Below are 18,454 nucleotides of genomic sequence, written 5' to 3' on the forward strand. Positions count from 1 at the left end.
TCGTGCACGAGCCTGGCGCGCTCGTCAGCCGTGCCGGCCGTCGTCGGCAGAGGACCACGTGCCGTCGGGGAGGCCGTGATCGCCCGCGGATTCGATCTCGGCGACGTCCTTCGTGCGGCGGCCCCGCCCCACCGACGCCACCTTGCGTCCGGCCCAGCCGGCACCGCGTGCGGCGGCCCCCGCGGCCCCCGCCACGGCGTTTCCGAGGTACTGCGCGCCGTGCAGCATCCGCAGCTCGACCTTCTCCGCGCCGTCGACGGGCTCGAGGTCGAGGGGGAGGTCGACGGGGGCGGCGCCGAACGCCCGGTGCGATGTGGTGAGCACGCGGCGGCCGAGGATGTGGTTGCCCGCGCCGCCGATCGCCGCGCCGACGCCGAAGGGCAGCGCCTTGCCGAGGAAGGAGGCTCCACCCGCGGCCGCGAACTGCTTCACGAACATGCTCTTGAGGCGATCGACGAGGGGTCCGACGGCTGCCCGGGGGAGCGAGGTCGTGACGAGTTCGCCCCAGTACGAGGAGCGGGTGCCGCCACGGCCGGTGGCCTGGCCCGCGAGCTGGCTGACGAGGGCGACGCCCTCCTTGCCGAGCATCAGCGTCATGACCAGCGCTCGGGCGCGGTCGGGGTTGGAGACCGCGATCCCGTGCACCTCGGCCACTGACTGCGCGAACAGCGCGGTCGACTCCACGAAGCCCAGGGTCTCGACACCGGAGAGGGCGAGCGTGACACCCGTGCCGATGCCCGGGACCACGGCCGTCGCCCCGACCGCGGCTCCCCCCGTCGTGACGGCGGCGAGATACCGGCGCTCGAGGATGCGGATGATCTCCGCGGGCGTCGCGTGGGGGTTGCGCAGGCGGATGCTCCGGATGTGCGCGAGGACGAGCGGGCGCTGGATCGCGAGGACTCGATCCAGCCCCCGGACCATGAAGGGATGCTCGGGCGAGCCGACCGGCGGCACGCCCCGGTCCCAGGGTGCGTCGTCGGGGAGCGAGTGGATCTTGTGCACCTTCGAGGCCATGCACACGATCCTAGGAACGGATGCCGCGAGAACGCCGAAAGCCCGGCCCCGTTGACGGGGCCGGGCTTTCGTGCAGTGCCGTGCGGGTCAGACGAAGAGGTTCGCCCGCTCGAGGTCCTCGGCGAAGTCGATCTCGACCGCGTACAGGTCGGAGACGTCCATCGGCTCGAGAAGGAGGCCGTCCTCCGCGATCGCGAGCTCGAGCCCGCGCTCGAAGTAGTCCTGGTCCTCGACGCGCTGCAGCTGGCGCATGAACGCCTTCTTGTGCGTGGAGGAGATGTAGTTGATCCCGACGGCCTCGCCGAGACCGCCCTTGACCGTCTTCGACAGCTCCTTGATGAAGCCCTCGGCGGTCACGGTGTACTTGACCTCCTCGTCGCTCACCTTGGAGGTGTTGACGGTGACGAACGACTGGTCGCGCTCGATGTACTCGGCCGCGCGGCCCAGGATCATCGGGTCGAAGACCACGTCGCCGTTCATCCAGAGCACGCCGGCGCGGCCGGTCGCGCCGAGGGCGCGCAGGAGGCTCTTGGAGGTGTTGGTCTCGTCGTAGCGCTCGTTGTGGACGTACTTCGCGGTCGGGAACGCCTCGATGATGGTCTCGGCACGGTAGCCCACGACCGTGGTGATGCGTGCGTCGGAGCCGAAGGCGGCGCGGATGTTGTCGTGCTGCTGGCGCATGATGGTGCGGCCGTCGCTCAGTTCGGTGAGCGGCTTCGGCAGCGCACGACCGAGGCGCGAGCCCATACCTGCGGCGAGGATGACGGTCTGAAGAGTCACGAGTGCTCCTAAGGATTAGGTGTTCACGGTCGGTTCACCGACCGGACACTTCGTCGTGCCGTGAGTCATGCTAGCGATACAGCCTGGGAAGCACCGGGGCGAGGAGGCCCCGTTGCCGTTTCGTGATCCAGTACACACCGAACACTCAGATTCGTCCAGGGCTTGACAGGACCACGAAGAATGCCGCCGTTTCGCTCCCTTTATTGCGGCTAACGGAGGAATACTCCCGCCCCGTTGATACCGTAGGACGGTGACTGCCTCCCCCGACGACCGTACCGATCCGGCATCCGATGCCGTGACCCCTTCCGAGAAGAAGACGCCGGTTCGGAAGACCCCGGCGAAGCGCACTCCGGCGAAGCGGACTCCTGCGCGCTCGGCCGCTGAGCAGGCGGCCCCGACGGCGGAGGTGGTCGTGGAGCCGATCGCGAGGACGGATGCCGGTTCGGCGGGCGCAACCGCTCCCACGGCGGCGAAGGCGCCGACGAAGCGACCGACCTCCGCGAAGAGCACTGCGGCGAAGACGACTGCCGCGAAGAGCACTGCGGCGAAGACGACTGCGGCGAAGATAGCTGCAGCGAAGACGGCTGCGGCGAAGACGGCTGCAGCGCGCTCGACCGCAGCGAAGACGTCTACGGCCAAGTCCGCGGCGACGAAGACCGCAGCGGCCAAGGCGGCGGCGGAGAAGTCGGCGGTGAAGAAGAGCGCCGCCCGCACTACGGCGGCGCGCACGTCGGCCGACCGGACCGCCGCGGCGAAGAAGGCCGCAGCGACCAGGGCTGCCAAGGCTGCAGCCGCGAAGGCGGAGGCCGAGGCGCGCGCCGCGCAGGAGGACGCGTCGACGGACGTCGCGGAGATCGCGACGCCTGCGGTCGAGCGTCCCCTGGAGACACAGTCGGAGGCGCCTGCTCCGCTCGAGGCCGTTCCCGCAGAGCCCACCGCGGCCGAGCCCGAGCCCGAGCCGGTGCACCCCGTCGCTGAGGCCGCACTCCCCGCGACAGGCGCCGAGCAGGCAGAGTCGGTCGACGCGGAGCCGGTCGAAGCAGAGCCGGTAGAGGCGGAGCCGACCGTGGGCGAGCCGGTCACCGAAGAGCCGGCGGAAGACCTTCCCGCAGCGGTCGACGACGCTCCAGCGGAGGTCGTGGACGACGCGGTCGCCGACGCCACTGCACAGGACGCCGCGCCCGTCGAGGAGGTCACCCCGGTTGTCGACGATGCTCCGGCGGACGAGCCCACGTCGTCGAGCGCCGCAGCATCCGGAGTCGAAGCCATCCGCATCCGCGGCCTCGTGAAGAGCTTCGGCGATCACATCGCCGTCAACGGCGTCGACCTGACCGTGCCCGCCGGATCGTTCTACGGCATCGTCGGGCCGAACGGCGCCGGTAAGACGACCACGCTGTCGATCGTGGCCGGTCTGCTGCGCTCCGACAGCGGCGAGGTCGTGATCTGCGGCGTCGACCAGCGATCCGACCCGCTCGCCGCGAAGAGGATGATGGGCGTCCTCCCGGACCGCCTGCGCACCTTCGATCGTCTGACCGGACGGCAGCTCCTCTACTACTACGGCCTGCTCCGCGGCCTGGCCTCCGACGTGATCGAGAAGCGCGTCGGCGATCTGGCCCGGGCGTTCGACCTCGGTGACGCCCTCGGGCGCGTCGTCTCCGACTACTCCGCCGGCATGACGAAGAAGATCATGCTCGCGGGAGCCATGATCCACTCGCCGCGCGTGCTGGTGCTCGACGAGCCCTTCGAGGCGGTCGACCCGGTGTCGTCGGCGGTGATCCTCGACATCCTGCGCGCGTATGTCGCGCATGGCGGAACCGTGATCCTCTCGAGCCACGGGATGGACCTCGTGGAGCGCGTATGCTCGCGGGTCGCGATCATCGTGGGCGGAGACGTCCTCGCCGAGGGCACGATCGACGAGGTGCGCGCCGGGCAGACGCTCGAGGCGCGGTTCGTCGAGCTGTCCGGCGGCATCGGCGAGGTGGAGGGGCTCGAGTGGCTGCACACGTTCTCCGACTGAGGGCTGCGCTCCTGATCGGATCGCTCCGCGGCGAACGTCGGGTGCGGACGCTGCTCATGCTCGCCGTCGTGGTCGTCATCACGGTGCTCGTGTGCGCCGCGGTGCTCAGCCTCGAGTCCGCCCACGTCGACGTCGCGCGCACGGTCGTGGTCCTCGGCAGCGCGGCGCTGTTCCTCGGGTTCCTCGTGGGGCCGATTCTCGTGGGGGCGGTCGATCCGCTCGATCCGCGGAGGTTCGCGGTCTTCGGCGTCGACGAGCGACGGATGCCGGCGGTCCTGGCGCTCGCCTCGCTCATCAGCGTCCCCAGCCTGGCGCTGATCGCCGTGCACGTGAGCGTGTGCGTGGTCGCGGTGCGTCTGGGAGCTCCGTGGCCCGCGGCCGTGATCCTGAGCGTGGTCAGCACACTCACGACCATCCTCGCCGCCCGAGTCGGCATGGCCGTCAACGCCCTGCTGCTGCCCGAGCGCCGATCGCGTGAGCTGACCGCGCTGTTCGCGCTCGCCGTGATCGTCGTGGCGTTCCCCGTCGCGGTGTTCCTCGCCTCCCTGCGGTGGGACGGCCAGGTGCCCGGGATCGTCGAGAGCATCACGACAGCGATCGGGGTCACTCCGCTCGCCGCCGCCCCGCGCTTCCTGTTCGCGGCTGCCGCGGACGACGTCGCCGGCGCTTGGATCAGCGGCCTCGTGGCCGTCGCGACGCTCGTGATCCTCTGGGTGCTGTGGTCGTGGCTGGTGCGCCGTCTGCTGACGACCACCGAGCGTCCCGTCGCGTCTCGTGAGCGGACGGGTCTCGGCTGGTTCGGTCTGCTGCCCTCGAACGCCTTCGGCGCGATCGCCGCGCGCAGCCTCGTGTACTGGCTGCGCGACCGCCGGTACATCATGAACGTGATCGTGGTCCCCATCGCCGGGGTGCTCACCGTGCTGCCGCTCGTGGTCGCGGGCGTGCCGCTGGAGATCGCCGCACTGGTCCCGGTGCCCGTGATGGCCCTCTTCTTCGGGTGGCTCCCGCACAACGACGTCGCCTACGACTCGACCGCCCTCTGGACGCACGTGGCGAGCGGCGTGCGCGGTGTGCCCGACCGGCTCGGCCGTCTCGTGCCCGTGCTCCTCGTGGCGCTTCCGGTGCTCGCGATCGCGGTGCCCCTTACTCTGCTGTCGATCGACGATTGGCGGCTCCTGCTGCCCCTCGTGGGCGTGGGCGCGAGCCTGCTGCTGTCGGCGCTCGGTCTGTCGAGCATCGTGTCGGTGATCGCGCCGTACGCGGTCTCGCGCCCGGGGGACAGCCCTTTCCAGCAGCCGCAGCGCCCCACGTCGCGCGGCGCCTACGGTCCCGCGGCGGCGTTCCTCGGAGCGATCGTGCTGAGCGGGCCGACGATCTGGCTGTTCGCGCTCACGACGATCGAGGGCTCCGCGTACGCGCCGGCGACCTTCTGGGTCGGTCTCGCGAGCGGACTGGTCGTGCTCGCGTTGGGCGTCGTGATCGGCGGGCGGATCTTCCAGCAGCAGGGCGAGCGGCTGATGGAGTTCGTCGAGACGGCATGAGGCCGCCCATCGGCATCCTCGCGCGACTAGACTCAGCGCATGAGTACTCCGCTGGACAGCCCCGATCAGGGCGGCGTGGCAACGCTTGATCGCGAACTGGAAGAGCTTCTCCGCGAGGAGAATCTCGAGCCGGGCGACCATGAGCGCTTCTCGCATTACGTGAAGAAGGACAAGATCCTCGAGTCCGCGATCACCGGCAAGCCGGTGCGGGCGCTGTGCGGCAAGAAGTGGACCCCGGGTCGTGACCCGGAGAAGTTCCCGATCTGCCCCACGTGCAAGGAGATCTACGAGTCGATGGTCGGCTGACCGCCGGTCTCTCGCGTCGCGCCTCGGTCGTCGGCCGACGACCAGTGGTCAGTCCGCGTCGACGAAGACCGTGGGGATCGCCGGGTCGGACTTACTGAGCGCCAGCGCACGCACCGGCAGCTCCTCGCGCACGCGGAGGTGGTGCTCCCGAGCAGATGCCGTACCTGCCGCTCCCTCGTAGGCCTCGTCGATGTCCCCGGCCTCCATGAAGGTGACCTGCAGCGCGCGACCGTCCGGGTGATCCGCGGCGGTGTCGAGCTGCTCGAAGCCGTCGGACACGACGACCGTCTCGCTGGTCGCGACGCCGTCGACGATCGTGCGGAACGCGGCCTTGCGCCCGCCGTGCGAGGCCTTGTCGGTGGAGGCCTTCGCGACGCCGACCCAGGCGCCGTCCGAACCCTGCCGTGCGACGAGCTTGTAGACCATGCTCGCTGTCGGATACCCGGAGCCGGTGACCACGGACGTGCCCACGCCGTAGGCGTCGACGGGGGCGGCGGCCAGCGTCGCGATCGCGTACTCGTCGAGGTCGCTCGTGACGGTGATGCGCGTGCCGGTCGCTCCGAGCTCGTCGAGCTGGGCGCGCACCTCCGCCGCCACGATCGGCAGATCGCCCGAGTCGAGGCGCACGCCGCTGAGGCCGGTGCCGGCCACCCGGATCGCGGTCTCGACGCCCGTGCGGATGTCGTACGTGTCGACGAGCAGCGTCGTGTCGACGCCGAGGCTCGCGATCTGCGAGCGGAACGCCTCCTCCTCGGTGTCGTGCAGCAGCGTCCACGAGTGTGCGGCGGTGCCCATCGTGGGGATTCCCCACTCCCGACCGGCTTCGAGGTTGCTCGTGGCGCCGAAGCCGGCGATGTACGCGGCGCGCGCGGCCGCGACGGCCGAGCGCTCGGCCGCACGGCGCGACCCCATCTCGGCGAGCGGCCGCTCTCCGGCGGCGATGCTCATCCGCGCGGCCGCCGTCGCCACCGCGGAATCGTGGTTGAGGACGCTCAGGGCCAGGGTCTCGAGCACGACGGCATCCGCGAAGGTGCCCTCGACCGTGAGGATGGGGGAGCCGGGGAAGTACAGCTCGCCCTCGCGGTAGCCGCGGATCGAGCCGGTGAAGCGGTAGTCCTCGAGGTAGGCGAGGGATGCGGCATCCACCACGTCGTGGTCGCGCAGGAAGCGCAGCTCGTCGTCGCCGAAGCGGAAGTCGCGCAGCAGGGTCAGCAGGCGCCCGGTGCCGGCGACGACGCCGAAGCGGCGACCGCCGGAGAGCCTGCGGGAGAAGAGCTCGAACACGCTGGGCCGCGCGGCCGTCCCGTCGCGGAGCGCGGCGGCGAGCATGGTGAGTTCGTAACGATCGGTCAGAAGCGCCGTGGACGTCATCCGCTCAGCATAGTGACGACGACGCCCTGCGGCGGCGCGCATGTCGGGGGTGTGCGCGACTAGGCTGGGGAGTCATGAACGACGCGCCGATCGGAATCTTCGACTCCGGTGTCGGCGGGCTCACGGTGGCGAGGGCCATCAGGGCCCAGCTGCCCCGCGAGTCGTTCGTCTACATCGGCGACACTGCGCACTCGCCTTACGGGCCCAAGCCGATCGCGGATGTGCGGCGCTACGCGCTCGAGGTGCTCGACACCCTCGTCGACCAGGGCGTCAAGATGCTCGTCATCGCCTGCAACACGGCATCCGCGGCGATGCTGCGCGATGCGCGCGAGCGCTACGACATCCCGGTCGTCGAGGTCATCGCACCGGCTGTGCGGCGGGCCGTCTCGACGACCCGCAACGGCCGGGTCGGCGTGATCGGCACGGTCGGCACGATCGGCTCGCGCGCCTACCAGGACATGCTCGAGGTGAACGAGCGGCTGTCGGTGTTCACGGCGGCGTGCCCCCGGTTCGTGGAGTTCGTCGAGGCCGGGATCACCGACACCCCCGAGGTGCTCGCGACGGCGGAGGAGTACCTCGCCCCGCTGCGCGAGGCCGGGGTCGACACGCTCGTGCTCGGATGCACGCACTACCCGTTCCTGCGCGGCGCGATCAGCTACGTCATGGGCGAGGACGTCACCCTCGTCTCGAGCGACGACGAGACGGCGGGCGACGTGTTCCGACAGCTCGTGCGCGGCGACCTGCTCGCTCCCGCCGATGCTCAGGCGTCGTATGTCTACGAGGCGACGGGTGCCTCGGCCACCGAGTTCACCGCCCTCGCGAACCGGCTGATGGGCCGAGAGGTGCGCGACGTGCAGCTCGTGCAGACCGGCGTGATCACCCTGCCCGACGTCGCTCGCTGATCCACCGTCTCCTGATTCTTCTCCCCGCCGCCAGACCGAACGCGTCACTCGACCGAAGGAACACCATGTCAGACATCGTCCGTGCCGATGGCCGCTCCACCGACCAGCTCCGCGAGGTCACGATCGAGCGCGGCTGGAGCGCTCACGCCGAGGGATCGGCTCTGATCAGCTTCGGCGGCACCAAGGTGCTGTGCACCGCCTCGTTCACCAACGGCGTGCCCCGCTGGCTCACCGGCAAGGGCAAGGGCTGGGTCACCGCCGAGTACTCGATGCTGCCGCGGGCCACGAACAGCCGCAACGACCGCGAGAGCGTCAAGGGGCGCATCGGCGGGCGGACGCATGAGATCTCGCGCCTGATCGGTCGGGCGCTGCGCGCCGTCGTCGACACCAAGGCGCTGGGCGAGAACACGATCGTGATCGACTGCGACGTGCTGCAGGCCGACGGCGGCACGCGCACGGCCGCGATCACGGGCGCGTACGTCGCGCTGGCCGACGCGATCGAGTGGGGTCGCGAGAAGAAGTTCATCGCCAAGAACTCGACGCCGCTGATCGACTCGGTGTCGGCGATCTCCGTCGGCATCATCGACGGCGAGCCGATGCTCGACCTTGCGTACGTCGAGGACGTGCGCGCCGAGACCGACATGAACGTCGTGGTCACCGGTCGCGGCCTGTTCGTCGAGGTGCAGGGCACGGCCGAGGGAGCGCCCTTCGACAAGCGCGAGCTCGACGCGCTGCTCGACCTTGGTGTCGCGGGCTGCGCCGACCTCAAGACCCACCAGCTGACGGCGCTCGCAGACTGATGAAGGTCGTCCTCGCCACGCACAACGCGCACAAGGTCGCGGAGTTCCAGCAGATCGTCTCGCTCACGCGGCCCGATCTCGAGATCGTCGCGTACGACGGACCGGAGCCCGTGGAGGACGGCGTCACGTTCGCCGAGAACGCGCTGATCAAGGCGCGCGCCGCCGCGGCGCACACGGGGCTCGCGGCGCTCGCCGACGACTCGGGCATCTGCGTCGACGTGCTGGGCGGTTCGCCCGGCGTGTTCTCGGCGTACTGGGCGGGGCAGAAGAAGGATGCCGCGGCGAACCTCGAGCTGCTGCTCGACCAGCTGCGCGACATCGCGGATCCGCACCGCACCGCGCACTTCACGTCGTCGATCGCGCTGGTGACGCCCGACGGCGCCGAGCGCGTGGTCGAGGGGCTGTGGCCCGGGCGCCTCGCGCATGCGGCATCCGGGGCGGGCGGTTTCGGCTACGACCCGATCTTCCTGCCCGACGGCCAGCCTGCGGGGGAGGAGCGGTCGGTGGGAGAGTTCACCGCGGAGGAAAAGCAGTCGCAGTCGCATCGGGCGCGGGCGTTCGCCGAACTCGTGCCGCTGCTCGCGCAGCTCTGAGGTCGCGTCGCGGTAACCACTACGCTTGACGTACTTCATGCGTAGTGGTTGAGTGGTGAGCATGAGAGAACTCACCTACTACATCGGCGTCACCCTCGACGGTTTCATCGCGGGACCCGACGACGAGGTCGACTTCTATCCCGTCACCCCCGCGTTCGCCGAGACGCTCGGCACCGAGCTCGCGGATCTGCAGCCGGCCTTCGTGCGCGCGGCGCGCGGGGGAGCGGACCAGCCCGTCACCACGTTCGACACGGTCGTGATGGGGCGGCGCACCTACGAGCCTGCGCTCGATCAGGGCGTGCTCGACCCGTACTCGCACCTGCGCACGATCGTCGTCAGCTCGACGCTCGACGATCCCGGGCACGAGAACGTCGAGATCGTGCGGATTGATCCCGTCGCGCGTGTGCGCGAGCTCAAGGCCGAGGACGGGCTCGGGATCTACCTCGCGGGCGGTGCGGGCCTCGCGGGCACGCTGCTCGACGAGATCGACCGGTTGATCGTCAAGAAGTACCCGGTGATCGCCGGCTCCGGCATCCCGATGGTCGACCACGGCTTCCAGCCGACCGCGTTCGCGCTCGACCGCGCCCGCACCTACGACAACGGCTGCGTCGTGCTGGAGTACACCCGCGTGCGGTGACGATCAGTAGGCGGCGCCACCGCCGGGCTTCGCCGCGCTCCGGTAACGGCCCGATCGCAACGATCGGGACAAAATCCGCTGATATACGAGCAGAATGTCACAAAGACGATATATTCGACCGTATGGATGATCACCTGCTCTATCTCTACAGCACCATCGCTCAGCTGGCTGCCGTCGTCGCGATTCCTTTCGTTCTCACGGTGCGAGCCGATGCTCGGGCGTGGAACCAGCCGGCCTATCCGGCCGCTGTTCGGGTAATCCAGGGAGTCTGGCACTTGCTCACGATCGCGGCGATCGCCTGTGCGCTGTTCCTGTCGATCATCACCCTCGCAGCCGGCTACTCAGACGAGACCATGATGTGGTGGGCTATCAATGCGCTTATCGTGGCGTACTCGGCGACGGTCCTCGGCGTCATCGTCACACAGGTGCTCACGGCGTTTCTTCCTCGTGCTTGGAGGGCGAAGCTCTCCGAATCGTCGCTGGCAAACGGCGAAGATGCGTGACCTCGACAATCGCGGTTCATCGTCGCGAATCGGGAGCCGTCGGGACTACTGAGAATCATCACCATTCCCGAGTACGCCGATACGCCCTCGCTCAGCGGAAAGCGCCTCTAACCTGGTCGTATGCATGATCACGCGCCCGCCGCCGGCGGCATCCGCTCGGCCGGTCATCGTCGTCTCCTGGCGATCTCGCTGACCCTCACCGCGACCATCATGGTCGTGCAGGTGGTCGGCGCAATTCTCACGGGATCGCTGGCCCTGCTCGCCGACGCCGCGCACATGTTCACCGATGCCTCCGCGCTCGTGATCGCCCTGATCGCGGCGGCCGTGGCTGCCCGCCCCGCGGACGACCGCCGCACGTTCGGCTATCAGCGGGCGGAGGTGTTCGGTGCGCTGATCAACGCGATCATCCTCATCCTCCTGTCGGGCTGGGTGGGCATCGAGGCCATCGGCCGTCTGCTGAACCCCGGCGAGGTCGAGGTCGCGGGCGGACTCATGCTCGTCGTCGCCGCGGTCGGCCTGATCGCGAACGCGATCTCGATGTGGCTGCTGAGTCGCGCCCAGCGCACGAGCATCAACGTGCGCGGCGCGTACCTCGAGGTCATGGGCGACCTGATCGGCTCGGCGATGGTGATCGTCGCCGCGATCGTGATCGTCACGACAGGATGGATGCCGGCGGACGCGATCGCGTCCATGGCGATCGCGGTGCTCATCATCCCGCGCGCGATCGCGCTGCTGCGGGAGGTGTTCTCGGTGCTGTCGGAGTCCGCGCCGAAGGGCACGGCCGTGGCCGACATCCGCCAGCACCTGCTCGACTACGAGGGCGTGGTGGGCGTGCACGACGTGCACGTGTGGCAGCTCACGCGCGGCGCCCCGGTCTTCAGTGCGCACGTGAGCGTCGAGCCGGCTCTGCTTGCGGACGGGCGCTCGGCGCGTCTCCTGAGCGAGATGCAGGACTGCCTGGCGGAGCACTTCGACGTCGAGCACTCGACGTTCCAGATCGAACCCGCCGAGCAGTCCGACTGCGAGCCGCACCACGCCTGATCCGGCCCGGCTGACCGCTCAGCTCTCCACGACGACTTCGTCGGGCGACTTGTCCGGACGCAGCCCCCGCCAGCGCGCGTGACGCAGCACCCCGTCGGGCGTCCAGTTCGCGAACTCGACCTCGCCGACGAGCTCGGGCCGCACCCAGAGCGCGTCCGAGGCGTCGGGGGCGGGCACTCCGTCGAGTGGAACGTCGTCCACGCGTAGCGGTGCAAGGCGCGCGAGCAGGTCGCGCAGCATCCGATCCGTGAATCCGGTGCCGACACGTCCGACATAGCGCAGTCGCACGGAATCCGGCACGGCGAGCAGGAGAGACCCGAACGTCCCCTCCCGATCGCCCTTGCCCGGACGGATGCCGACGATCACGGCCTCCTGCATGCGGGTGTGCTTGATCTTGAGCCAGGCCGGCGAGCGCTGACCCGCCCGATACGCTGACCTCGGGTCCTTCACGACGACGCCCTCGAGACCGAACTCCTCGCTCGCGGCGAGGGCGGCCTCCAGATCGTCGAACACCGGCGGGACGCGCATCGGAGCATCCAGGTCGGACACCACGTCCTCCAGCAGCGTCCTCCGTTGCGACAGGGGCATCGACGACAGGTCGTGACCGTCGAAGCGCAACAGATCGAAGACGAGGTACACGATCGGGGTGCGCACGACCTCGCGCTCGATCTCGCGGGCGCGCGTCAGATGCATGCGGTTCTGCAGCAGCGAGAAGCTCGGGCGACCCTGGGCGTCGAAGGCGACGATCTCGCCGTCGACGATCGCGTCGGAGGCCGGCAGGAACGGCGCGCCGTCGGCCGTGAGCTCCGGATAGCGCGCGGTGATGTCTATGCCGCTGCGGGCATGCAGGCGCATCCGCCCCTCCGCCCAGGTGCCGACGGCGCGGATCCCGTCCCACTTGACCTCGACCCACGGCGGCGTGCTGAGCCCTCGCGCGATGGCGGGCGTGCCGTTCTCGGCGAGCATGGGGGTGAGGGATGCCGGGACCGCATCGGACGCGGAGCCGGACGTCGCGGCGATCCGCGGACGATGCTCCTTGCGTGCCGGTCGCTCGGTGACGAGCTCGCGGTCGTCGCGGGGCACCGGCGGGTTCTCGGGCCTCAGCGCGGCCAGGGGATCGACACCCTCGGCCGCGCGTTCCAGTACCTGCTCGATGTCGAGTTGCGCGAGGTCGGGGTCGTCGAGCTCGTCCCAGGTGCGCGGTGCCGCGACCCACGGCTGTGCACGCCCGCGGAGCGAGTAGGGCGAGATCGTCGTCTTCTTGCCGTTGTTCTGGCTCCAGTCGAGGAACACCTTGCCGCCGCGCGCGGCCTTCGCCATCGTGCTCGTGGCGAGATCGGGATGCTCGGTCTCGATGATCCGCGCGACCTCCTTCACGACCCCGGAGATCTCGTCGCTGGTCTGCTGCCCCGGCAGCGCCGCATACAGGTGGATGCCCTTGCTGCCGCTCGTCACGGGGAGCGGGTCGAGCCCGATGCCGGTGAGGATGCCGCGGGCGATCCGCGCCACCTCCGCGCACTGCGCGAGGCCCACGCCGGGCCCCGGGTCGAGGTCGAGCACGAGGCGGTCGGGCCGCGCGGGGAGCCCTGCCGCATCGAACCGCCACTGCGGCACGTGCAGTTCGATCGCGGCGACCTGCGCGAGCCACACGAGCGTCGGCACGTCGGTGACAAGCGGGTACTCCTTCGGACCGTCGGAGTGGGCGATGGCCTGCCGGGGGATCCAGCTCGGCGCTCCGGGCTCGATCTGCTTCGTGAAGAACGAATCGGCGGGAGCATCCCTCGTCCCCACTCCCTCGACCCAGCGCTTGCGGGTGACGGGGCGTCCGTCGAGCAGGGGGAGCAGCAGCGGGGCGATCGCCGTGTAATACGCGAACACCTCGCCCTTGGTCGTGCCCGTCTCCGGGTAGACGACCTTGTCGAGGTTCGTGACGCGCAGTCGGCGGCCGTCGATCTGCACGTTCTGCGCGTCGGCTGCCATAGGGACAGCGTAGTGACGGCCCGCCTCGTCAAGGGACTGGCTGTGACGGGTGCGACTGGTGTTCACTTATGCCATGAGGACGATCTGGAAGGGCGCGCTGACCTTCGGTCTCGTGAACGTGCCGGTCAAGGTGTACTCCGCGACCGAGGACCACGACGTGCCGCTGCATCAGGTGCACGACAAGGACGGCGGGCGCATCCGCTACCAGCGCACGTGCGAGGTGTGCGGTGAGACCGTCGCGTACGCCGACATCGACCGCGCCTACGTCGACGAGGGGCAGACCGTCGTCCTCACGAAGGACGACCTCGCCGCCCTGCCGGCCGAGAAGAGCCGAGAGATCGACGTCGTCGAGTTCGTGCCCTCGGATCAGGTCGACCTCCTCACCCTCGACAAGCCGTACTACCTCGAACCCGACTCGAAGTCGCCCAAGGCGTACGTACTGCTGCGCAAGACCCTCGAGCAGACTGACCGCACCGCGATCGTGCGGTTCACGCTGCGGCAGAAGACCCGCCTTGCGGCGCTGCGCGTGCGCGGCAAGGTCCTCGTGCTGCAGACGCTCCTGTGGGCCGACGAGGTCCGTGAGGCCGAGTTCCCCTCGCTCGACGAGGACGTGCGCATCTCGAAGAAGGAGCTCGAGCTCTCCGCCTCCCTCGTCGACAGCTACTTGGCGGACTTCGACCCCGAGTCGTTCGTCGACGAGTACCAGAAGGAGCTGCGCACCCTGATCGACGCCAAGATCGAGGCGGGCGACACGTTCGACGTGGCCGACACGTTCGGCGAGGAGGAGGGCGACGCCAAGAGCGGCGAGGTCATCGACCTCATGGAGGCGTTGCGCGCGAGCGTCGCGAAGTCCAAGGCCGCGCGGTCGGGCGGCTCGGATGCCGACGCGGACGACGACGCCGAGAAGGCGAAGCCCAAGAAGTCCGCGACGAAGAAGAAGGCCGGCTGACCGGCATCCGCTCTCGCGCGTCGGGTCAGTGCTTGCCGTCGCCGTCCAGGTCGGGTGCGCGGTCGAACACCTCGGGGTCGAGCGCGAGCTCCTCGGCCTCCGCGGCATCCGTGGTGCCCTCGCCTGCCGCGGCCTCCTTCTTGGCCTTGTGGCGCTCGGACAGGTAGTGCCAGAGCGTGACGAGCGCGGTGCCGCCCACGGCGGCGAGCAGGATGAGGTCGATGTAGCTCTCGACGAAGTGCGCGACCGGGGGGATGAATCCGATCAGGTAGCCGAACATCGTCAGGCCGAAGCCCCAGAGCACCGCGCCGATCAGGTTGTACAGCGTGTAGCGGCGCCACGGCATGTGGCCCACTCCCGCCGCGACGGGAGCGAACGTGCGGACGATCGGAACGAAGCGGGCGAGGATGACGGTGATGCCGCCGAACCGCTCGAAGAACGCGTTCGTGCGTTCGACGTTCTTCTTGCTGAAGAGACCGGACTCCTTGCGTTCGAAGACCGCCGGACCGCCCTTGTGGCCGATGACGTAGCCGACCTCACCGCCGACGAACGCGGCCAGGCCGATCAGCAGGGCGACGATCCAGACGTTGATGCCGAAGACGCCGTGCTCGGAGCCCGCGATCGGGTGCGACAGCAGACCCGCGATCACGAGCAGCGTGTCGCCGGGGAGCAGGAAGCCGACCAGCAGACCGGTCTCGGCGAAGACGATGAAGCACACCACGAGCAGAGCCCAGGGCCCGGCGGCGCCGATGATCGTGGCGGGGTCGAGCCAGGGGAGGAGAGCGGCGTGATGCATGGATTTCCCGTCGTAGTGCTGAATGCGGCGGTGCTGTCGTCGGCCGCGAAGGATGCGACTGATCGGTGCGGAAGGTGGGACTTGAACCCACACGCCCTGAGGCACAGGAACCTAAATCCTGCGTGTCTGCCAATTTCACCACTCCCGCGCGGTGGGATAAGTCTACTGACCGGGGCATCGTCCGATGCTGGGGATCCGCCCGCAGTCGGATGAGGACAGTGTGGATAACTCGTCCGGGCGGGTTGGGATTCTTGCGAGGATGCCCGGGTGAATCAGCCCTCTCTCGTCATCGCCGAGCGCGTCCGTCGTCGGCTGCGTGCGGAGGGGATCGAGCCCGCGGTGGATGCGCAGGCCGCGCGGGCGGTCGCACAGGCCGAGGTCCGTCGATTCAATGACGTCGCGCTGGCCCGCGGCGAGCAACTGGCCGACGACGAGGCGCGGTGCGTCGCCGACGTGCTCGCCTCTGTGCACGGGTTCGGGGCGCTGCAGCCTCTGCTCGACGATCCCGACATCGAGGAGATCTGGCTCAACGGACCCGGCAGCGTGCACGTGGCGCGGGGCGGCGTCGCCGAGCGGATCGATCTGCGACTCACCGAGGTGCAGCTGCGCGACCTCGTCGAGCGGATGCTGCAGTCCACCGGACGCCGGGTCGACATCGGTCAGCCCTTCGTCGATGCGTCGCTGCCCGACGGCTCGCGCCTGCACGTCGCGATCGCCGACGTCGTGCGCGGAGGGTGGGCCGTCAACATCCGCAAGTTCCTCACGCGGCACCGGAGTCTCGACGCGCTGGTGGCGCAGGGCAGCCTCCCTGCCGCTCTCGCCGCGGAGTTGACGGGCGCGCTGCGAGCGGGGCGCAGCGTGATCGTCTCGGGCGCGACGCACGCGGGAAAGACCACGATGCTCGCCGCTCTGCTCGAGAGCGCCGCCGAGCGGCAGCGGATCGTCACGGTCGAGGAGACGTTCGAGCTGGCCCTGCAGGGGCCGGACGTCGTCGCCCTGCAGGGGCGCCAGGCGAGCCTCGAGGGTGCGGGTGAGATCACGCTCCGTCGGCTCGTGAAGGAGGCGCTGCGCATGCGACCCGACCGGCTCGTGGTCGGAGAGGTTCGGGATGCTGAGGCGCTCGACCTCGTGCTCGCCCTCAACACCGGAGTGCCGGGAGCTGCCACCGTGCATGCGAACTCGGCTGAGGAGGCGCTCGAGAAGCTCGCGCTGCTCCCGCTGCTCGCGGGCCGCAACATCGACCGTGGTTTCATCGCGCCGGCGCTCGCCGGATCGATCGACCTCGTGGTGCACTGCGAGCGGTCGGGCGGCGGCGAGCGGCGGGTGCGGGAGGTCGTCGCGCCCACCGGTGCGATCGTCGCGGGGCGGATCGAGGCGCGGACGGTGTTCCGACGCGACGGCGGTCTCGTATGACGGCGCTCCTCGGCGCGACGCTCGCCGCCGGCATCCTGCTCGTGATCTCGCCGTGGCTGTGGCCGGGAGGGGATGGCGCGGACCGTGTGGTGCGCAGGGGGATCCTCACCCGGGTGCTGGAGGAGGCCGGGTTCGCCGTGATCGCTCCCCGCATCCTGATCGTCGTGATGCTCGGCCTGGCGCTCGCCGCGGCCTCCGTCGTGTGGCTGCTCACAGGCATCCCGGTGCTCGCTGCGCTGGCCGGCGGCGCGGCGGCCGTCGCGCCCGTGCTGTTCCTCCGCGCCCGGCGGCTGCGCCTCCGCAAGGTGCGTCGTCAGCTCTGGCCGGACGTGTGCGACCTGTTGATCGCCTCGATCCGGGTGGGGCTGTCGCTCCCCGACGCCGTCGCCTCGCTCGCAGACTCCGCTCCGCTCATGATGCGGCCCGCGTTCGAGGTGTTCGCGCGCGACCTGCACGCCACGGGACGCTTCGAGAGCAGCCTCGACCGGCTCAAGGCGACCCTGGCCGACCCGATCGCGGATCGGATGATCGAGACGCTGCGCATGGCTCGGCAGGTGGGAGGCACCGAGCTCGGGGCGGTGCTGCGCGCGCTGTCGTCGTCGGTGCGGGCGGATGCGGCGCTGCGCGGCGAGGTCGAGGCGCGTCAGTCATGGATCCGCGGCGCGGCCGTGCTCGGAGCGGTGGCGCCCTGGGTCGTCCTGGGGCTGCTGGTGATGCGGCCGGAGGGTGCGGCGGCGTACGGCACGCCGGAGGGCGTCGTGGTGATCTGCATCGGCGCGGCCGTCTCGGTGGTCGCGTACCGGATCATGATCAGGATCGGGCGGCTGCCGGAACCCGAGCGGTGGTTCGGATGAACCTGTTTTCGACGATGGCCGTGGCGGTGCTCGGCGGGGGAGCGCTCGCCGCCGGGGCGCTGCTGATGCTCGCCGCGCTTCCGCGCTGGTCTGCCACTCCGCTCGCGATGCGCATCGCGCCGTACGTGCGCGACGTCGTCGCCGAGGAGGCCCTTCCGCCCGCTGCGCTGCCGAGGGTCGGAGCGCTTCCAGTGACCTCGCGCTCTCTGGGAGGTCACGCCCTTGCCGTGGTCGAGCGCGTCCTGGGAGATGGCGCATCGCTGCAGAAGCGGCTCGCGCAGGCGGGAGCATCACTGAATGCCGCGGGGTTCCGCAGTCGACAGCTCGGCTGGACCGTGGCCGGCATCGCCGCCGGCGCGCTGGCGCTCATCGTGATCGTGCTCGCCGGGCGGATGTCGCTCCCCGCGCTGCTGCTGCCGATCCTCGCCGGCGCCGGCGCGGCGATCGGGTACGACATGCAGCTCTCGGCGCGCGTGACGGCGCGACGTCGGAGACTCACCGACGAACTGCCCACGACGCTGGAGTTCCTCTCGCTGTGCCTCGCCGCTGGAGAAGGACTCCTCGATTCGCTGCGCCGGGTCGCGCAGGTCGGCACCGGGGAGCTCACGACTGAGCTTCGCGGGGTGGTGCTGGCGGTCGGCACGGGATCGCCGCTCGGGGAGGCTCTGCGCGAGATGTCGGTGCGGCTCGAGCTGCCGGGCCTCACCCGCGCGGTCGATCAGGTGATCGCGGCGCTCGAGCACGGTGCACCACTCGCCGGGGTGCTTCAGGCGCAGGCGGGGGATGCGCGGGAGGACGCCAAGCGGGTGCTGATCGAGCAGGCGGGTCGCAAGGAGATCTTCATGCTCCTGCCGCTGGTGTTCCTGATCCTGCCGCTGTCGGTGCTGTTCGCGATCTATCCGGGACTGTTCATCCTGCGACTCGGCATCGGCTGAGCGCACCCAATGAGAGGACGAC

The 18,454-nt window shown here is 70.0% G+C and carries 18 protein-coding genes and 1 tRNA gene; 13 read left to right on the forward strand and 6 right to left on the reverse strand.

The window, feature by feature from the left end; genetic code table 11:
- Nucleotides 1-24: 24 nt before the first annotated feature.
- Both MRBLMX7_RS16405 and MRBLMX7_RS16410 read right to left on the reverse strand, forming a co-directional pair.
- Nucleotides 25-1,014, reverse strand: a complete 990-nt coding sequence (locus MRBLMX7_RS16405; RefSeq protein WP_363370103.1) for a hypothetical protein — start codon at nt 1,012-1,014, stop codon at nt 25-27.
- Between the two features lie 87 nt (nt 1,015-1,101).
- Nucleotides 1,102-1,794, reverse strand: a complete 693-nt coding sequence (locus MRBLMX7_RS16410; RefSeq protein WP_363370104.1) for an NTP transferase domain-containing protein — start codon at nt 1,792-1,794, stop codon at nt 1,102-1,104.
- A 250-nt stretch (nt 1,795-2,044) separates the two neighbouring features.
- On the opposite strand from MRBLMX7_RS16410, the gene MRBLMX7_RS16415 reads away from it, so the two are divergent.
- From MRBLMX7_RS16415 to MRBLMX7_RS16425, 3 genes are read left to right on the forward strand one after another with little or no spacing between them, the layout of a single operon-like run.
- Nucleotides 2,045-3,811 carry an ABC transporter ATP-binding protein gene (locus tag MRBLMX7_RS16415; RefSeq protein ID WP_363370106.1) on the forward strand — a complete coding sequence of 589 codons (1,767 nt, stop codon included), beginning with the start codon at nt 2,045-2,047 and terminating at the stop codon, nt 3,809-3,811.
- Entirely contained in the window at nt 3,787-5,352 is a 1,566-nt protein-coding gene (locus MRBLMX7_RS16420) for a hypothetical protein (RefSeq protein ID WP_363370108.1), read from the forward strand. The genes MRBLMX7_RS16415 and MRBLMX7_RS16420 overlap by 25 nt, the downstream gene beginning before the upstream one ends.
- Nucleotides 5,353-5,391: 39 nt before the next feature.
- Nucleotides 5,392-5,658 (forward strand): DUF3039 domain-containing protein, encoded by a 267-nt coding sequence (locus tag MRBLMX7_RS16425; protein ID WP_028503536.1) that lies wholly within the window; start codon nt 5,392-5,394, stop codon nt 5,656-5,658.
- Nucleotides 5,659-5,706: 48 nt separating this feature from the next.
- Here the strand turns inward: MRBLMX7_RS16425 and MRBLMX7_RS16430 are convergent, their stop codons facing one another.
- Entirely contained in the window at nt 5,707-7,029 is a 1,323-nt protein-coding gene (locus MRBLMX7_RS16430) for a nicotinate phosphoribosyltransferase (RefSeq protein WP_363370110.1), read from the reverse strand.
- Between the two features lie 74 nt (nt 7,030-7,103).
- On the opposite strand from MRBLMX7_RS16430, the gene murI reads away from it, so the two are divergent.
- The 6 genes from murI to MRBLMX7_RS16460 all read left to right on the forward strand — a co-directional run bounded on the left by murI (nt 7,104) and on the right by MRBLMX7_RS16460 (nt 11,505).
- Nucleotides 7,104-7,931: a glutamate racemase gene (gene murI, locus MRBLMX7_RS16435; protein WP_363370112.1), complete on the forward strand. Its 828-nt coding sequence runs from the start codon at nt 7,104-7,106 to the stop codon at nt 7,929-7,931.
- Nucleotides 7,932-7,996: 65 nt separating this feature from the next.
- Entirely contained in the window at nt 7,997-8,731 is a 735-nt protein-coding gene (gene rph, locus MRBLMX7_RS16440; protein ID WP_363370114.1) for a ribonuclease PH, read from the forward strand.
- Nucleotides 8,731-9,324, forward strand: coding sequence for an RdgB/HAM1 family non-canonical purine NTP pyrophosphatase (gene rdgB, locus MRBLMX7_RS16445; RefSeq protein ID WP_363370117.1), 594 nt, complete (start codon nt 8,731-8,733; stop codon nt 9,322-9,324). The genes rph and rdgB overlap by 1 nt, the downstream gene beginning before the upstream one ends.
- 61 nt (nt 9,325-9,385) lie before the next feature.
- Nucleotides 9,386-9,961 (forward strand): dihydrofolate reductase family protein, encoded by a 576-nt coding sequence (locus MRBLMX7_RS16450; protein WP_363370119.1) that lies wholly within the window; start codon nt 9,386-9,388, stop codon nt 9,959-9,961.
- Nucleotides 9,962-10,083: 122 nt separating this feature from the next.
- Nucleotides 10,084-10,464 (forward strand): hypothetical protein, encoded by a 381-nt coding sequence (locus MRBLMX7_RS16455; protein ID WP_363370120.1) that lies wholly within the window; start codon nt 10,084-10,086, stop codon nt 10,462-10,464.
- A 120-nt stretch (nt 10,465-10,584) separates the two neighbouring features.
- Nucleotides 10,585-11,505 carry a cation diffusion facilitator family transporter gene (locus MRBLMX7_RS16460; RefSeq protein ID WP_363370122.1) on the forward strand — a complete coding sequence of 307 codons (921 nt, stop codon included), beginning with the start codon at nt 10,585-10,587 and terminating at the stop codon, nt 11,503-11,505.
- Between the two features lie 18 nt (nt 11,506-11,523).
- Here MRBLMX7_RS16460 and ligD read toward each other — a convergent pair whose 3' ends face one another.
- The gene (ligD, locus tag MRBLMX7_RS16465) at nt 11,524-13,485 is read right to left on the reverse strand and encodes a non-homologous end-joining DNA ligase (RefSeq protein ID WP_363370124.1); all 1,962 of its coding nucleotides are present in this window, start codon (nt 13,483-13,485) and stop codon (nt 11,524-11,526) included.
- A gap of 73 nt (nt 13,486-13,558) precedes the next feature.
- Here ligD and MRBLMX7_RS16470 point away from each other — a divergent pair, with 73 nt between their 5' ends.
- The gene (locus tag MRBLMX7_RS16470) at nt 13,559-14,434 is read left to right on the forward strand and encodes a Ku protein (protein WP_363370126.1); all 876 of its coding nucleotides are present in this window, start codon (nt 13,559-13,561) and stop codon (nt 14,432-14,434) included.
- A gap of 25 nt (nt 14,435-14,459) precedes the next feature.
- Here MRBLMX7_RS16470 and MRBLMX7_RS16475 read toward each other — a convergent pair whose 3' ends face one another.
- On the reverse strand, nt 14,460-15,230 hold the full coding sequence (locus MRBLMX7_RS16475; RefSeq protein WP_363370128.1) for a DedA family protein: 771 nt from the start codon (nt 15,228-15,230) through the stop codon (nt 14,460-14,462).
- A gap of 66 nt (nt 15,231-15,296) precedes the next feature.
- Nucleotides 15,297-15,378 (reverse strand) — tRNA-Leu (locus tag MRBLMX7_RS16480).
- A 119-nt stretch (nt 15,379-15,497) separates the two neighbouring features.
- Here MRBLMX7_RS16480 and MRBLMX7_RS16485 point away from each other — a divergent pair.
- From MRBLMX7_RS16485 to MRBLMX7_RS16495, 3 genes are read left to right on the forward strand one after another with little or no spacing between them, the layout of a single operon-like run.
- Nucleotides 15,498-16,643 carry a CpaF family protein gene (locus tag MRBLMX7_RS16485; RefSeq protein ID WP_363370130.1) on the forward strand — a complete coding sequence of 382 codons (1,146 nt, stop codon included), beginning with the start codon at nt 15,498-15,500 and terminating at the stop codon, nt 16,641-16,643.
- The gene (locus tag MRBLMX7_RS16490; protein ID WP_363370132.1) at nt 16,640-17,497 is read left to right on the forward strand and encodes a type II secretion system F family protein; all 858 of its coding nucleotides are present in this window, start codon (nt 16,640-16,642) and stop codon (nt 17,495-17,497) included. Before MRBLMX7_RS16485 ends, MRBLMX7_RS16490 begins: the two co-directional genes overlap by 4 nt.
- Nucleotides 17,494-18,432: a type II secretion system F family protein gene (locus MRBLMX7_RS16495; protein ID WP_363370134.1), complete on the forward strand. Its 939-nt coding sequence runs from the start codon at nt 17,494-17,496 to the stop codon at nt 18,430-18,432. The genes MRBLMX7_RS16490 and MRBLMX7_RS16495 overlap by 4 nt, the downstream gene beginning before the upstream one ends.
- Nucleotides 18,433-18,454: the final 22 nt, after the last annotated feature.

Origin of the sequence: Microbacterium sp. LMX7-1.2, from assembly GCF_040675935.1 — a bacterium.
Classification (GTDB): domain Bacteria; phylum Actinomycetota; class Actinomycetes; order Actinomycetales; family Microbacteriaceae; genus Microbacterium.

Coding starts and splice junctions, on each gene's coding strand:
- MRBLMX7_RS16460 (WP_363370122.1), top strand. CDS start 10,585: ATGCATGATCACGCGCCCGCCGCCGGCGGCATCCGCTCGGCCGGTCAT.
- rdgB (WP_363370117.1), top strand. CDS start 8,731: ATGAAGGTCGTCCTCGCCACGCACAACGCGCACAAGGTCGCGGAGTTC.
- MRBLMX7_RS16455 (WP_363370120.1), top strand. CDS start 10,084: ATGGATGATCACCTGCTCTATCTCTACAGCACCATCGCTCAGCTGGCT.
- murI (WP_363370112.1), top strand. CDS start 7,104: ATGAACGACGCGCCGATCGGAATCTTCGACTCCGGTGTCGGCGGGCTC.
- MRBLMX7_RS16405 (WP_363370103.1), bottom strand. CDS start 1,014: ATGGCCTCGAAGGTGCACAAGATCCACTCGCTCCCCGACGACGCACCC.
- MRBLMX7_RS16425 (WP_028503536.1), top strand. CDS start 5,392: ATGAGTACTCCGCTGGACAGCCCCGATCAGGGCGGCGTGGCAACGCTT.
- ligD (WP_363370124.1), bottom strand. CDS start 13,485: ATGGCAGCCGACGCGCAGAACGTGCAGATCGACGGCCGCCGACTGCGC.
- MRBLMX7_RS16475 (WP_363370128.1), bottom strand. CDS start 15,230: ATGCATCACGCCGCTCTCCTCCCCTGGCTCGACCCCGCCACGATCATC.
- MRBLMX7_RS16495 (WP_363370134.1), top strand. CDS start 17,494: ATGAACCTGTTTTCGACGATGGCCGTGGCGGTGCTCGGCGGGGGAGCG.
- MRBLMX7_RS16490 (WP_363370132.1), top strand. CDS start 16,640: ATGACGGCGCTCCTCGGCGCGACGCTCGCCGCCGGCATCCTGCTCGTG.
- rph (WP_363370114.1), top strand. CDS start 7,997: ATGTCAGACATCGTCCGTGCCGATGGCCGCTCCACCGACCAGCTCCGC.
- MRBLMX7_RS16450 (WP_363370119.1), top strand. CDS start 9,386: ATGAGAGAACTCACCTACTACATCGGCGTCACCCTCGACGGTTTCATC.
- MRBLMX7_RS16470 (WP_363370126.1), top strand. CDS start 13,559: ATGAGGACGATCTGGAAGGGCGCGCTGACCTTCGGTCTCGTGAACGTG.
- MRBLMX7_RS16430 (WP_363370110.1), bottom strand. CDS start 7,029: ATGACGTCCACGGCGCTTCTGACCGATCGTTACGAACTCACCATGCTC.